Annotated in this window: 8 protein-coding genes and 1 pseudogene; 8 read left to right on the top strand and 1 reads right to left on the bottom strand. The window is 46.5% G+C overall.

Annotation, left to right across the window (positions count from 1 at the left end; all coding sequences use genetic code 11):
- Positions 1–76 precede the first annotated feature (76 nt).
- The 3 genes and pseudogenes from ASG93_RS35865 (at position 77) to ASG93_RS35860 (ending at position 948) form a co-directional block, all read left to right on the top strand.
- Positions 77–610: a hypothetical protein gene (locus ASG93_RS35865; protein WP_056830129.1), complete on the top strand. Its 534-nt coding sequence runs from the start codon at positions 77–79 to the stop codon at positions 608–610.
- Positions 586–639: pseudogene (locus ASG93_RS37075) on the top strand (hypothetical protein); the annotation flags it as partial. The gene ASG93_RS35865 and the pseudogene ASG93_RS37075, both read left to right, overlap by 25 nt.
- A gap of 42 nt (positions 640–681) precedes the next feature.
- Positions 682–948, top strand: coding sequence for a hypothetical protein (locus tag ASG93_RS35860; RefSeq protein WP_056830127.1), 267 nt, complete (start codon positions 682–684; stop codon positions 946–948).
- Positions 949–2055: 1107 nt separating this feature from the next.
- Here the strand turns inward: ASG93_RS35860 and ASG93_RS06695 are convergent.
- On the bottom strand, positions 2056–4305 hold the full coding sequence (locus ASG93_RS06695) for a helix-turn-helix domain-containing protein (protein ID WP_056830123.1): 2250 nt from the start codon (positions 4303–4305) through the stop codon (positions 2056–2058).
- A gap of 227 nt (positions 4306–4532) precedes the next feature.
- Between ASG93_RS06695 and ASG93_RS06690 the strand changes: the two genes are divergently transcribed.
- From ASG93_RS06690 to ASG93_RS06670, 5 genes are all read left to right on the top strand, one after another.
- A complete protein-coding gene (locus tag ASG93_RS06690; RefSeq protein ID WP_056830121.1) occupies positions 4533–5444 on the top strand; it encodes an ABC transporter permease in 912 nt (303 codons plus the stop codon).
- A gap of 150 nt (positions 5445–5594) precedes the next feature.
- Positions 5595–6488: a carbohydrate ABC transporter permease gene (locus tag ASG93_RS06685; protein WP_235550760.1), complete on the top strand. Its 894-nt coding sequence runs from the start codon at positions 5595–5597 to the stop codon at positions 6486–6488.
- Between the two features lie 74 nt (positions 6489–6562).
- A complete protein-coding gene (locus ASG93_RS06680) occupies positions 6563–8107 on the top strand; it encodes an extracellular solute-binding protein (protein ID WP_056830119.1) in 1545 nt (514 codons plus the stop codon).
- A 140-nt stretch (positions 8108–8247) separates the two neighbouring features.
- On the top strand, positions 8248–8523 hold the full coding sequence (locus tag ASG93_RS06675) for a hypothetical protein (protein ID WP_056830117.1): 276 nt from the start codon (positions 8248–8250) through the stop codon (positions 8521–8523).
- Between the two features lie 283 nt (positions 8524–8806).
- A complete protein-coding gene (locus tag ASG93_RS06670; protein ID WP_056830114.1) occupies positions 8807–16888 on the top strand; it encodes an OmpL47-type beta-barrel domain-containing protein in 8082 nt (2693 codons plus the stop codon).
- Positions 16889–17022: the final 134 nt, after the last annotated feature.

Genomic DNA, 17022 nt, shown 5'->3' with positions numbered 1-17022 from the left:
AAAAATGAGAAATAGGACTTGACAAGCAGTTGGAAATATGTGGCGAAGCCCCTTGAAAAACGAGGAGGTTACGCCTATGAATGAATACGCAAATTCGCTAAAAGAAACGCTGACATCCCTCATACGAGAAATGTCAGCAGCACCAGCACCTTTTGTCAAAAACCCTAAAAAAGATTTTATCCGAAAGAAAAAGCTGCCCTTTGAAACGGTTATGCAATTCCTGATCTCAATGGGTGGCAACAGCCTATATAAGGAACTCCTGGAATCCCAGGGCTATGACGTAAACACCGCAACCACGTCTGCTTTTGTTGGGCAGAGGAATAAAATCTTGCCCTCTGCTGTGGAATTCTTGTTTCACGAATTTACGCAATCATATACGAATATCAAGCAATACCGAGGGTATCGATTACTTGCCGTTGACGGTTCGGATTTGCATATTGCAACTGACCCTGAGGACACAGACACCTATTTTCAAAGTCAACCGAACACGAAAGGCTATAACCTTCTGCATTTGAACACTGCCTATGACTTATACAACAGACTATACGTGGATGCCATTGGTCCATTTATAACATGCGATGGGGTATTGAAACCTCGTTCAGGGCATTAAAATACACCGTCGGTCTGACGAATTTTCACGCAAAGAAACAAGAGTCCATCACCCAAGAGATTTTCGCAAGAATGATCATGTACAATTTCGCTGAAATGATGACCTCGCACGTCGTCATTTCCCAAATGGATAAACAGCACCACTACCAAGTCAACTTCACGGTTGCCGTTTACGTTTGTAGACATTTCCTGCGCTCACGCGGCGATGGACCACTGCCCGATGTTGAAGCGCTGATTCGCAAAAACATTTTGCCGATTCGACCCATTCGCCCAGGGCAGCAGAATACGCGCAAAATCCGCTGGAAATCAGCTGTTAGCTTCGTCTACAGAGTAGCATAATTCGTTTCACATGAACATTTTTTTAAGCGGATAGTCCATCCGCTTTGTTTGCTGTACGCTTTTTCCCTTGCTTACGCCAAAAAACAAACGGCACAGGGCTATTTTCCATGCCGTTTCGGATTCCATTTTTATTCCCGGTCTTGTCTTTGAGCTTAACTTAATGACATTGCCCAAGAAGGGGTGCTTTTTCAACATTATAGAAAGTATAAGTTTCGAGGCAGAGCATGAGGATACTCCCTTTCTAATTTTTTTGGTAAATTTGGTAGTATGGAGAGAAGGAATACTAGCGCACAAAAATTGTGCGCAAGGTCGTCAGATCGGTCGCGACCGGACGCTAGCGCACAAAAATTGTGCGCAAGGTCGTCAGATTCGTCGCGACCGGGCGCTAGCGCACAAAAATTGTGCGCAAGGTCGTCAGATNCGCGACCGGACGCTAGCGCACAAAAATTGTGCGCAAGGTCGTCAGATTCGTCGCGACCGGGCGCTAGCGCACAAAAATTGTGCGCAAGGTCGTCAGATCGGTCGCGACCGGACGCTAGCGCATAAAAATTGTGCGCAAGGTCGTCAGACCGGTCGCCACCGGGCGCGAGCGCACAAAAATTGTGCGCAAGGTCGTCAGACCCGTTGCAACCGGGTGCGAGCGCACAAAAATTGTGCGCAAGGTCGTCAGATCGGTCGCCACATTTCCGGAGCAAGCGGCTATTTTTTAGCCTTTAGATTTTAATAAAAACAAACAATGTTTGCAAAATATTTTAACACGCCGCCGGGAAGCCAAAAAGGAAAAAACAAAAAGAAGAAGCCACAGTTGTCCGTAAGGTAACTACCTTGCGGATGAACAACCTGCATTTCATACATGATAAAACATACAAAAAGTAGAATTATTGAGGATGACTTGCAAATGATACATCTAAATCGAACACATTACTCACTGTTGGCGCTTTTCGAGCAAATGAGATGCAGGTTTTACAGGTAAGCACCTTGAAACGGCAAATCCTTTAAAATAAGATGTACTTTTTGCAGGTCGAAGCTGGTCAGTGTTATAAAGGGGTTCGTCATAGGACCGTCAAGAGGATTGATCTTCCTTGACGGTCTTTTTCATTGAATTCATCAACAAATTGAATCAAAATCACCTGCATGGTTTCTGTATTGACTTGGCGTGAAACCAGTTGCTTTCTTGAAGGCGCTGAAGAAGTGGCTTTTTGTTTGGAAACCTGTTTTGGATGCGATGATCGTAATCGTTTCGTCGGTCTCAGTAAGCCAATATTTCACTTGTTCAATGCGCTGCATCAAAATAAAATCGGTTAGTGTCGCCTGTGTTGACTCTTTGAAAAGATGCCTTAAATAGCTGGAAGAGAAGCCAAGATGATCGGCAATTGTATCCACTGAAAGCATCGGATCCTGCAGATGGTCATGCACGTAATCCAGAATTTCTTGAACAAGCTCGCCCTTACGCCCCCCAACCTGATTATGGCTAAGGCTTTCCATAATACGGTTTATTTCCTCTTCAATCCACGAACGTGCATCGACTAAGGAGGAGAAACGGTCGGAGCGGAATTCCTCTAAAACCGACTCTTTCATCGTCGTTACTTTGTTGAATGATTTATAGATTTGATAGACGATCATTTGTAATTGGAATAAGCATTCCGTATAGGAAACGCCCTTTAGTTGACCCAGCAGGCGATCCAAAAGCTCAGTTGAGCGCTTCTTATCACTTTGTTTAATGGCTTGAATGAGCTCGTTCAACACGCTTTGATCGGGATACACTTGTTCACTTTGAAAGCTATCTTCCAAATCCTTATCGCTGTAAACCTTGGTTTCGCCGTTAAAAAACTTGAGAAGTGTTAATTCGTACACATCATTATTGAGCTGGCGCAAATTATCCTGAGTGGGCACCTTGGCACTTGAGGCGATGGAGGTGCGGAGCTTCAGCCATTTATCAATTTGCGTTCCGACATCTTCAAGCAAGGCGAAGACATCGGAAGTTGCGTCTGTATAGGGGCCTGCTCCAATCAGCAGAACGATGTGATCACTCCCCATATCGACACTGTCAGAAATGTAACCAGCTTCATGAAATATTTCCCGAGCAATATTCCCCATGGCATATTTAAGCAGCTTGCGTGAATTGTAATTATACGTATCTACGAAATATTTATAAGTTTCGATACGTATGATCGCTAAGTGTAAGTAGTCGGATGAGAGCAGGAGAGAAACCTCACTGTTATCTTTCGACTCCTGAATCGTTCCCTGTAACAACCATTGCCGCAATAACTCTTCTTTTGCAATATTGCGATAATCCTTTAGCGAGTGATTCATGTTCTGAAGTGAATCCATCAAATACGTAAATCCGTTTCGAATGATATCGGCAACTCCATTTGCTTCCTGCATCGTTTTTGTGCCTAACTTACTTTGAAGCTCCTTGGAAATTTTGCGGAACGGACTCAAGGCCCGGCGTGAACTCCAAATAAAGAGCAGGAACATGGCGATCATGAGAATCACACACCATAGCGTCATTTTTTGTTTAAATTGCCTAATATTTTGTGTCAAATAAGCTTCGTCTACGATAAAATGCATGACCCACTGCACATTAGGCAGTTCGGCTGACGAAATTTTCTTTTTTTCCTTCCCCCATGCATATTCGATTGTCTCGAAAGGAATTTTTGGCACAGCATAATAACGGTCGTTTAGTTCATTATCAGAAAAGCTTTCTCCTAGGATCAGTTGCTTTTGATTGTTCGTGATGTTGATTTGCAGACCGATTGTGTCTTCGTTTTGCAGTAAAAACTTTTGCAGTTCCGCTTTATCCAGAAGGACGACCAAGTATCCGGCATTTATCGTTGTCGATTGTGTACTCGGGATCATCATGGCCATGAAAGACTCAGCCCCGACATTATGGTTGAAGTAAGAGATGTACGAAGGATGTTCTTCCAAAATTTTGCGGATAATACCTTGGTCTTGAAACTCGCTAAAATCTTGCAGGCTTCTCGAAGTATCAATAATTTTACGTGTTTTCGTATTGATTAAATAAATCGAATGGATGAAGGGCTGTAAAGAAGCAAAACGGCTGGCGGCTTTGAAAGCATCTGCATCACCAATAGGATCGCGTTGGTCTGTAATAAGCCAATAATTAATGGCAGGGTCCTGATAGGTGCTGACTCCGAAAGAGCGGATATTATCAAATGTGAACATCGTATTTTGGTAGGAATGGCGCATTTTAGCCAAAGTAAACGTATTGACGTCAGCAGTAGCTTGTTTGGAGTATTCATAGGACATGAAGAGTGTAAACGCAAACAAAATCATAAATAGAAGGCTGAACATAGGGAACAGCAGAGGTAATTTTTTTTGAGTCAAAATTTTCATAAGTGAACCCCCTCTATGATCTATTTTCTATTATAGAAAAGGTAGTTGTCTCATGGAAGTACTTATTCTGCCAAAGAGTATTCATTACGGCTTTTTGGCGGATTATAGCCGTTTGAAGGACCGAATCGTCAATACTTTGACTTTACCGGCCCTAGTAAATCGATTTATGATGAGCGCATCTACCAAAGTAAATACACAGTCAGAAAGATTTGAGGTGAAAATGAAACATGGGTTTCTTTCGAGAAATCAGGAAAAATGCAGATCTCTATTTATTGGCTTTACCCGGACTTTTATTTCTTATTATCTTCGCTTATATCCCGATGTCAGGTCATCTGCTTGCTTTTAAGAAGTATCAATTAACAAATGGAATTTGGGGAAGCCCTTGGGTTGGATTTGATAATTTTAAATTCTTCTTTCAAGGTCATGATTGGATTCTGGTAACATTCAACACACTCTTTTTAAATGGATTGTTCATCGTATTCAGTCTGATTATATCAGCTGGACTCGCAATCCTTCTCAATGAGATTCGGACCAAGCTGTTCAAGAAACTGGCACAATCGATTATTTTTCTGCCGTATTTTATCTCATGGCTGGTTGTCAGTCTAATGGTGTTTGCTATTTTGAATACGGATAACGGCTTGCTTAACAAGTTCCTGGAATCCATAGGGCTTATGCAAATTCCATGGTTCCAAAAGTCCGAAGTATGGCCGGCGATCTTAACGATCATCTATGTATGGAAATTCGCTGGTTACTATTCGGTCATTTTCCTAGCTTCCATTACCGGGATCTCATCCGATTATTATGAAGCTGCTGAAATCGATGGAGCTTCACGACAGCAGCAAATCATCTATATCACAATCCCGCTGCTCCAGCCTGTTATTATTATGCTTGCCCTGCTTGGGGTAGGGAGAATTTTTTATGGTGATTTCGGCATGATTTACGGTATTATCGGAGACAACGGTGTACTCTTCCCGACGACGGATGTTATTGATACGTATTCGTTCCGCGCACTCCGCCAACTGGGTAACTTTAGCATGTCTGCCGCAGTCGTCTTTTATCAATCTGTCATGGGACTGATTTGTATTCTGCTATTTAACGGGTTGGTTCGAAAAATTGACAAAGATTCAAGTTTGTTTTGACAAACGCGATCGTCCTTTAAGGACGACGAAGTCGTTTATCCTTGAAATAGTAGAAAGTATATGTTTCACAATTTACTTGGGCTATATTTTTGGATAAACGCACTCGTCCCAAAGGCCGGTGTAGCCGTTTATTTTAGGAGGTAGACCCGTTTGAAGACTTTACTGAAAACCCGATCACTTAACGAAAAAATGTTCGGACTCAGCATGAACGTCATTATTTTACTATTCACTTTGTTTTGTCTGGTTCCATTTTGGTTGGTATTCATTGATTCCTTTGCCTCGGAGTCCAGCTTTCTGGCACATGGATATCAGTTGTGGCCAAGCACGCTTACCTTAGACGCATATCGATTCATATTAGAAGGAGACCAAATTTTCCGCAGCTACCGAATCTCGATTTTGGTCACTGCCCTAGGAACCGCGCTTTCCGTTATGGTCACCGCGATGTTTGCTTATGTGCTTGCGAACCGTAAAGTCAAATACCGCAATGTCCTTTCATTCCTTACGTACTTTACGATGGTCTTTGGTGCCGGTCTGGTCGGATTCTATATGCTGATCGCGAATTGGCTGCATTTGAAGGATTCGGTTTGGGCACTCATACTACCCTATTTGTTAAATCCGTTTTATGCGTTTATACTTGTTTCATTTTACCGGACATTACCGTATGAAATGAATGAATCCGCAACGATTGATGGAGCAAGAGAAATTCGGATATTTTTCAAAATTATCTTACCCGTCACTGCGCCGGCAATTGCTACGATTACGCTGTTTTACGCACTGCAATATTGGAATGATTGGTGGTTGTCATTACTCTTCATCGACAATTACAAACTGCACCCGCTGCAAATGATGATCCGTCAACTGATCTCCAACTTAAATGTATCTTCTTACGTATCGGGAAGCAGTACATCCTACAATGTGTCAGCTCCTACCAATATCGTGCAATTGGCGACAGTCTGTTTGACGATTGGACCGATCGTACTTGTGTACCCTTTTGTACAAAAATATTTTGTCAGCGGCCTGACAGTTGGAGCTATTAAAGGCTAAAGTTGTTCCCCCGGATTCGAATGCCGGATGAGCATATAGTTATGGATGACCAAAAAGAGGGAGGAAATAATAACATGAAAAAATGGTACAGTATGGGAATTACAGCGGTTACGGTAATGTCGCTTTTGGCTGGCTGCGGCACTGGAGATAAAGCGGCTCAGTCACTGACAAGTTCGCCCCAATCGACAGGCGCCCAGCAAACTCCGGCTGCGAAGAAAAATGATCCGGTAACCCTCAAAATTATGATTCCAGGCGATCGTCCGAAAGACTTTGATGCCGTGATTGCAGAAGCGGAGAAGCGGATGGCGGATACAATGAACGTGAAATTAAATGTCGTGTTCATTCCTTTCTCCGATATTGGACAGAAAACGCAGGTGACGTTGGCATCAGGCGAGGATGTGGATCTGGTCTTCGACGCGCCGTGGGTTCACCTGAATCAAATGATTGCCGCGAATTACTACGAGCCATTGGATGATCTGCTCAAGCAATACGGATCGGACATCTTGAAAACAAGATCGGACCAAATGTGGAACGCCAATAAGTACAACGGCAAAATTATGGCCATACCGCTTAGCAATTCTTATTATCAAGGCCGTGTATTTTACATCCGTAAAGATTTGAGAGAGAAGTACGGCGTCGCTCCGATCAAGACGTACGATGATATGATTGCTTTTGCAAAAGTGATTAAGGAGAAAGAACCAAATATTGCCCCTATTATCACGAACAAAGGAGCAATGGATTGGGGGAACTTCCGAAAAGTATTCGACTACGATACCCACATCAGCGATACGCAAATCGGAACCAACGGCGTTCTTTTCTTGAAAAACAATGACGGCAAGGTATACAACATGTTCGATCAAATGGATCCGACCGTCTGGAGCTGGATTACAGATGCAAGAAAGCTCTATCAGGATAAGCTGATGTATCAAGATGTGCTGTCCGTCAAGGATTACAAAGCGGAATTCAAAGCCGGTAAAGCAGCTATTTTAAATGCCAATGACTTCGGTGTGGTCGCAGACGATGCCGCTGCAGTGAAGAAAAGCGTGAACGGAGATGTAGAAGCGGTAACGTTCTTCAAAGAGGAAAAGGGTGCGAACATCTCCGACTTCCAGGCCTGGAACTTCCTTGCTTTGACGCATGTCAGCAAAAACAAAGAACGCGCCATCCAATTCTTGAACTGGACGCAGCAAAAGGACAACTACGACCTGCTTGCTTACGGAATTAAAGGGAAGAATTGGGAGCCCGTGGGCGAAGATCAATATAAAAAGCTGAATAACGATTACGCCTGGTTCCCTTATGCGTGGATCTGGAATCCGACGCAAGATCGTTACGATCAAGGACTTGGAGCAGATACAATTGCGCTGAACAAGTTTACAGCGAATGGCGACAACTTCACACCGAGCAAATTAGCCGGATTTACGTTTGATCCGGCACCTGTTTCCAATGAAGTCGCTCAACTGAATACGATTCGTGATAAATATATGGATCCAATCTATATCGGTATTACAGATCCCCAATCTTACTGGGATAAGTATAAATCTGAAGCGGCTTCCGCCGTGAAGAAAATTCAAACTGAGATGCAAAAACAAATCGACGCATTCCTGACTTCGAAGAAGTAACAACGAGAGAACTGTCGTAAGGGATGCCCTTTCGACAGTTCTTCTCTAATTTCTCGACTAGGCGTTAGCCGTGTTCGTTCTAGGCAAATCTCCATAGACTAATGTTGACTTTAAGAACATCAAGACATGGAGGCCATCCTATGATTCATCAATATCCATATCATGTGTGCATGCAGTATTTACATCGTTACGTAAAAATACAGACAACCGATGGAAGAATTTACGAAGGAGTAATTGCCCACGTAGATTCTGATAACGTGATTTTGGCTATTCCGGAAGGCAGGGAGGTGCCGGAAAATCGGGCCTTTATAAATCCTTTTGCTTTTGGAGGGTTCTTTCCAGGGTTTGCTTTCAGACCCTTCGCGTTCCCCTTTGCAAGTCTAGCTGGGGTTTTTCCATTTACGTTTTTTATTTAAAAGCGATGTAAAATCCAGGTAAAAAACATTACAGTTGAAAGAGACGTATGGATATTTGCAGACGTCTCTTTTTTTCATTTAACTAAACATCAAGGACATCCCAAAAACAGGTAGATTCGAATTATCTCGAGTACTCAATATAACTTTTTAGTATCCATTCTGATTGGAATCAGAAGTAATCAAATTGGGTACCGGATAATTAAATTGCGGACTTTACCGTATCCAGCAACAATAATAAGTTAATTATGAATTGATTATCATCTAAACAAGGAGGAATGGGTTTATGCGTTTGAAATGGAAGAAGAGCCTGGCACTAGTCTTGACATTCATACTTTCTTTCAGTAATTTGACAGCGGTTTCATTTGCAGACAGTGCGGGCACTGTCCAGGCGGGATCAAGTCCAATCGTCGATACGATTGCATTCGGCGATGGAACTTCGGAGCAAGCTCATGGATTTACCGGTACATATACATCGGAGATAACCGGCGCTAAAGGCGAATCGGCAAGGGTAGCCATGCCATCACTGGATAATCCCTATTTAGGCGGTGATTTGACCTTTAACATGAAGGTAGATCCCGACATGCAGAACTATTTTACCTTAAAAACGTGGGGGTCCGATTTAGGCTACGGCGTCACCATGCTGTATGTGAACGGGGAAAGGCTGGCTATTCAGCACGAAGGTGACTGGCAGCCGCTTTACAAAACGATGAACAGCCCTGCCTTTGGCCTGCATCCGATTATTCCCGATCGTTTCAGCTACTCCACGATCAACCTTCCGTTAGAACTGACGAAAGAGAAAACGGAGCTCAATCTTACCATCAGAACGACAGCGGAGTTTTATACGTACGGAATGGGAAGTTTCAACTCTTTCTACAATCAGACGTTCGCAGGGAAAAAATCGAAAGCTTTCTACGCGGGTTATACAACCGTAACAAGCAGTCTTCCTGATGGCTTGCTGGAGAAGGGTACCTTGGATACGGCCTCAATCGCACCTCGAGCAGGGAGCGACTTGGATAGCCGATCATCCGAAGCGGTTGCTTTTGCCAACAATTTTATAGCTTCCTCACAAAGCTTTGTAAACGGTTACTTGAATGATAATACCAAATTTTTTTCCAATGTTTCAGGCAACGATTTGCAGACGATGCAGATCCGAACATTTTCTAATTATTTGAAAGACGAATACAGAGCTTACTCTAGCTACGGCTTCACGCCGCAAACCTCTAACGAAGTACGAGACAAGATGCTTGACCGCGTTCGTCTAGGGATCGACCAATATGTTACCTACTACTTGAATGATCCGGCTTCCATCAGAAAGCCTCATCAGGCGGAATGGGGCGGGTTTTATAAATACGGCGGCGAAGCACTTTGGACCGTATACAACCTCTTCTTGTCTGAGGATAGCGTTGGCGGGCAAGGACTGTTCGGCCCCGCGTATTTGGCTGGCGACGCAACGGGCTACGTACCGAAATATCGGCTGACCGATGCGGATAGGGCAAACGGAATGACCTCCAGCTTTCAAAAATGGCTCCAGGGCAATACGGAAGTGGATTGGACAACTGTGAAAATCGGCAACGTAAACGCAGGCGGAACGGCAAAGAACGGTGCTTTCACATTCACGAATACGGACCCCGTCTTCTATACGGCTCAATTCGCACAAACAGGCGTCAATTCGGATATGAACGTACTTACCCATACGAAAAAGTCGACGCGTTTTGTCGGTTGGCAGGAGCTTTTCTTCATGAACCTAAGCTACGCCAGAACGCACAGTTCCTTAGGGAACTATTTAACGAATCAGAACGAATTTCAAAAGTACGGCATGTTCAAATCGAATCTAGGCTTAATATCCTTGGGCTCGAAAGTGGCAGAGGACTATAATTCCTCGCTGCGTTTCCTTTATGAAGGCGCCGGCATTACGCCATGGCTTGGCCATGATATCGTGAACGGCTTAGTGGAAACAAGCAACAACAATTCCGGATCAGACCTTGTTGTGAATAATTTGTCTGCGTTCAACGATGCAACCCAATATGACGGCAACCGGAATTATATCGGCCAGAAGGCCATGCAATGGGGTGACCGTTATTTGAATATTTCGGAAGCTGGTTTGTCGAGAGAACCCCAGTATGCCGCTCATTATGGCGAGCATACGGACCTTGTTCAAGAGGAATGGCGCGAAACATACGACGATAAGTTGCTGAAAAAGGCTTTGGAAATCTCAAATGCCCGCGCTAACATGAGATACCAAGGTCTGGACGATAATAAGACCCGGGCAATGAGAGTCGAAGGGGTCATCGAGTCCAGGGGTCCCGACTATCCGGGCGGCCTTGCTTATCAAAGTGTCCTGGATGAAGAGAAGCAGCTGATTTACGTCGGATTTGATAGGTATTTAAATGCGCATGCTGACCGATATGGAGGTACGGAATGGAGCAAATACAAGCAATATGCCACCAATGCCGTAGGCTACGCACAGCAGATGTTCTTGGATCATTTCTTTCTCAATGATCCGTCCGCGAGCAGCACGAACGTAAGGGACCAAAGTGTTCTGCTGGATTATTTGTATGCATCCGATCCCGTAAACTGGAAAGGCGTCTTGCTGCCGATGAGCAACGCCGATTGGCTGCTGCCCGGCGAGAGAGGGACCGGCAAGCTGCAAGGAACGTATTCGCAGAGCTATATCGACAGTATTCAGCAACATGGCTTTGTTGACAACGAGAACGGCCTCGTTGCGGCAAGAGACGGCAACAATGTCATGTTCGTCAGCTTTACCCGGCGTTCAAATCCGGGACTAAACGGTCTGGCCAGAATGCATGTCGTGACGCCGGACAACGATGTCATGCTATCCCTGGCCCCGAACGTCCAATATGAACCGTCGGGATATTGGAATACGAAGCCGGACTGGGCTCAATTCGATACGGCTTACGACCAAAATACCCCTCCGATCGACGGAGCGAGGCTGGCCGTTGCCGGCGCTATTGTGCCGATTCCGCAGCAGGCATTCGAAAAGGATCTGAAGTATAACATTAATCCGGACCGTACCGGAAGCGGCTATTCCGCCTTCGCACAATTTTATTCCGTGCAGTACGGGAACTACATGATCGCTTTGAACCATACGGCGGATCAGTTTGAGGATGCGAAGGTTTACGATGTGATCCTGCCTTCATCGTATACGCCTGGCACCGTTTATGATGTGATATCCCGGCAATCTTTGCCCGTAAAACCCGGAAACAAGGTTGCGGTTGGGCCGGGGACTGCGGTCGTTCTGCGATTGAATTCGCAGGTCGTGAACGATGTGCCGGACTCGTCAAGATTCGTTACGGCAACGGCCTCAAACGGCAAGGCGGCGCTTAGCTGGTTGCACGCCGCCGGAACAACGGGACATTACGATGTTCTTCGTTCGGACGACAGCGGCGCAACCTACGCCAAAATCGCGGAGGTGAACAAGAACACGAACCATTATTTGGACCCGGCTGTAGAGAACGGGAAAACATACTATTATAAAGTACGCGGTGTGTCCAACTCGGGCATAACCGGTTACGATTCCGTCTATACCAAGGTTCAGGTTGCATCCGGAGCCATTAATGGAACCTGGTCGGCTGCCAATATGGACGGCGTCGATACAGGAATCGGCGTTTCGGCCGGCGTGGACGGTTCGATTACAATGACCGGAGACGGCACGAACAAAACCATTAACATGGTCGATCAAATCGCCTACGACAAAAAAGACGCAAGCAAAAGCGTCCTGGAGGCGTTGCCGGACTACGCGTTCGCATATCGAACGAATTTCGTGCAAGACTCAGACGGGGTAACCGGCGACTTTGCGTTATCGGCTAAAGTTTCTTCCGGCAATGCGCTTGGTAATACGGGCATTATGGTAAAGGAAGCATCGAATGGGCGGCCTGTTACCGATTCGCGCGGCTTGATCTTCACGGTCGATCATAACGGGAATTATTACATCACCTTCAGACAATATCCGAATGTGATTCCGATTTACGATTTCCTAGCTGACGGCTACAACGTTTACGACAGCTACATGCCGCCGACGATTCGCGGAGCCGCTTCGGCGAAAAGTGCTGACGGCAGTTATTACCTGAAAATCGAGCGCCATGGACAATATGTATACCCTTCCATTTCGGCAGACGGTTTGACTTGGGAAAAGCTGAAAGCAGCATGGGTGCCGACGGCGGATTCACTTTACGTTGGGGTCGCCTCAGCAAAGGCTGCACAATTCAGTGATATTCAGCTGACGGCTGCAGGCGCACTCGTTGGACCGGGCAAGGTTTATCCGTCCTATGCAGCTGCCAACGGCACTGTCAACCTTTCCTGGTTACTCCCTCGAGGGGCCGTAAAATTCAACGTTTACCGAACGTTTGACGAGACGGCCAGCAAGACGGACCCGGCTACTAACCCGGGAGCGGATTCGAAATGGAGCCTTATCGGTCAAAATATGACCGGTAATAAATATTCGGATAGCGGCCTTTCAACCAGCAAAACCATTTACTATAAAGTGGTCGCTTTCGATAGCAACGGGGTAACCGGTGAATTTTCCGATCCTGTCACAGTCAGCGGCGGCGTTGGCGTTCCGCCGGTAGACACATCCGGCGCTATCCCGATTGCTGCTCCATGGAAAGAAGCGGGCTGGAACGAGTTCCAATACGGCGCGACGACCGTTAACGGTAACAAAGTCACGTTATCGTCGCTTGGCAACGGTATATTGATTGGTCCGACGGATGAATATAATAAATACCATTTCACTTATCAAGAAATCGATCCGAAGATGAATTACACCTTTATTTCCAAAGTTCCGACCAGCATCTACAACAGCTCGCTCAAAGTCGGATCACGAGTCGGATTGATGCTTCGCAACACGCTGGATAATTACTCGAAGTATGCGATCAATGCGGTTTCGAGCGGCGACACATGGATACAGAGCACCTTAAACAAGTCGGATACCGGTCTCTCCTTCGATACAACTACGACAGGGAAAATTGCGACGGGAGACGTCTGGTTGAAAATCGTATTGAACGGCGGCAACTATTCCGCTTATTATTCATTAGCGACTGCCAGCACGAATGAATCGTTAGGCGAGGCCAAAGTAAAGGAAACGGCCTATCCGACGAACTGGACGCAAATCGGTACGACCAAGGCTCTAGATCTTACTTACAAAGATGCAAACGGAGCCACACAAACACGCAGCAAAATTTATGCTGGCCTCGTACTAGGCAATAGAACCGTCTATAACAGCATCAACTATTTGTATACGTCACCGATATTCGCGGTACCGGACATCACCATTGCGCCGAGAAACGGGGGGACACCTGCAACCTTGACAGGCAAAACTGATCTTACCGTTTCAGTAGGGGATACTTTACGCTTCCATGTTTCCGCGACGGACGCATTCGGCGGCAGCAGTATTCAAGCGATTGGGGCGCAAGCAGGAGCGACATTTGACGCTGTTACGGGCAATGTCGTATTCTCGCCGACCGCGGACCATATCGGCAACAATTCACTTGTATTTACGACGAAGGATGCAGCGGGCACGAACAGCTTTATGGGAAGCCTGGGCATCAACGTCAAGGTGTATAACGATGCGACGAATGTTCCGATTCTCGAGCCGATCGGCAACAAATCCGTCGTTGGCGGCAACACGCTTTCCTTCGGGCTCCGAGCAAACCTGGAAAATGTAGCGAGCATATCGACTGGAGCCGCATCGACCGGAACGGCTAATATCAGCTACAGCATCGATAGCATCGTGAAGGACGGCACAGCATGGAGCGCGGCAGATCTTGGCATGAGCCTAGCGAAGAACGGGGTATTCAACTGGACGCCGTCAGCTGATAGCGGCGGGACTTACACGGTTACTTTCAAAGCGCAAACCGACAACGCTGCGGATACGCAAGCGATCAAAATTAGCGTTTTAGGCAAGCCGATGATCACCGTTCCCGATCAACCGATTACCTTTACAACAAATGACCGGTCAACTTACCGATTCAATGTTGTCGATCCCGCCGGCCTTAATCTGCTCTATTCGATCGGCAATCTTCCGGACGGCGCATCGTTTGATGCCAGCACCGGCCTACTTACATGGACGCCGGCCAAAAGTCAGATGAGCCGAACTCCGAACGATACGTATCGAATCGATCTGACGGCGAGCAATGGGTTGTTCACTGTCACCAAATCGCTTTATATTTATGTAGCCTATCAGAACAAGTCGCCGTTCTTCCTGCCGATCGTGGATTTTAAACAAATCCAGTATACCGTGTCGGGAAGCAGCGCAAGCGGAACGATCGCATCGCAAGGGAATCTGGACAACGCAACCGGAACGATTACCTTAAACATGGATCTTTCCGGCGCTTCGCTGGTGCATGAACAGCATCCATTCTTCTACTACGTCCCTTTATATGACGGCGGCGAAATGATCTCGCGGATTCTAAGTGCGGACAATGCCCGATATGCAGGTGTGGCGGTTACGGAGGATGTTTATGATGACGCGCCACGGTTTTTGATGACTGGCCTTACGACGGACGCTGCTAATGCAGATTGGGGCACTTATAAAGTGGCAGCTCCGTTCCGCAGCGTGAAAGGCGCCAGCTCCAGCAAAGGGATCTTTGACGGATCAGGAGACGCGGCTTACTTGAAAGGAAAAACACCGCCTTATTGGGCGCGGATTGTACGCACCGGAGATCAAATCAAAGGATACGTTCAGAACGCTGACGGCTCGTGGGGCAATGGAAAAGGCGACGCCACTCCGCTTCGCACAATATCTTTTAACGGCATCCAGAACGATACGGCGGTATACGCGGGTGTCGCTATGATGGGACTCAAGGTGTCTGGGGTAAGCCCGGTAAAAAATAATTGGTCGGCACAGTTTGACAACTTCTCGCTGCCGAATTATCCTTTGCCTGTAACGGAGGGCGTTCCGGTCTCCTTCCCGGTCAAAACCGTTGACTTGGATAAAGATCCGGTTGCGGTAATGATCTCGAACACGACTTTGCCTTCTGGAGCCAAGTATGGACTGCAAGACGGGAAGTTTACCTGGAGCAATCCACGGGCGGGTACGTATCAAGTTACATTTGCAGCGAGTGACGGTGAAGCTGAGGCTAAGCCAATGACCATTGTTTTTAAAGTAAAAGCCAGCAGCGAAGTGAATAAAAGCGAGTTGGAAAGTTTAATCGCAGCTGCAAAAGCCATTAGCAATGCCGATGGATCCTACACGGCAAGCTCCTTTACTGCCTTGCAGCAAGCGCTCGAGAAAGCTCAAGCGGCGCTTGGTACGATTACTTCCTATGCTGCGCTTGATGCTGAGGTTACTGCTTTACAACAAGCCATCGATGCGTTAGAGCTTAAGATTTCTCCGCCTGTTACCGTCGCGGACCTGCAAGGACAAAGCGTAAACGACGGTTGGTTTACCGCAGCACCGGCGCTGACCTTGACAGCTACAGGCAGTGGTTCGGGCGTCGTAAAACAGGTGGAATACAGTCTGGATGGCGGGAACAATTGGATCGTCTACACAGGTCCGGTTGAACTGGTTACGGAAGGCCATTACCAGCTGCTTTACCGTTCCTCAGATTTGAAGGGGAATGTGGAAGAGGCGAAGTCTCTAGAGGTTAAGTTCGATAAAACAGCACCGGCAACGACGGCTATTATAGCACCGTCACAGCCGGATGGAATGAGTGGATGGTACGTACATCCAGTAACGATAAACCTGGGCGCCGCAGACACTGTATCCGGCGTATCCATGACGGAATATAGTCTGGACGGCGGCAGCAATTGGCAAACCTATACGGCACCGGTAACGTTTAATCAAGACGGCAAATATACGGTGATCTACCGATCGACGGACAATGCCGGGAACGTAGAAGCGACAAAAACCATCGGCTTCAATCTAGATGCGGTAGCGCCAACAATCACCGTTTCCGGATTGGTGTACGGTACGTTCAGCGATGCTGGGGATGTGACGCCGATCGTTACGCTGAGCGATAGCTTGTCTGGGGTTGACAGCAGCAAAACTACGGTAACGCTGGATACCAATGGGGTTCAGCAAGGGATAACCATTCCCCTGTATATGTTGCCGATCGGTTCGCATACTTTGATCGTAACGTCAAGCGATCTGGCAGGGAACGTGGGCAGCAAAATCGTATCGTTCCAAACGACGACAAGCGTCGATTTCTTAAAGGGATTAGTAGCACGCTTTACAAATTCGCATTGGATTGATAATACGGGGATCGTAAACAGCTTGCAAAGCAAACTGGATGAGAACAATTTGGTTGCCTTTGTGAACGAAGTGAAGGCGCAAAGCGGAAAGCATATTTCTGCGGAAGCCGCTAATTACTTGCTCCGGGATGCCCAATACTTATTATCTATTCGATAGTCTTAGAAGAACGTAGTCTTAAAATCCCTCTTGAGCGGATAGCGTAGAAATACGCTTTGCTAACCGCGCAAGAGGGATTTTTTATATGGACAATGGATTATGGCCCGGTTACCGTGCATGCGGCACGGATTGCT

It is taken from the genome of Paenibacillus sp. Soil787, assembly GCF_001429545.1.
Lineage (GTDB): Bacteria > Bacillota > Bacilli > Paenibacillales > NBRC-103111 > Paenibacillus_E.
The sequence above is the reverse complement of the archived record's forward strand: the minus strand, read 5'-3'. Positions and strand labels throughout refer to the sequence as shown.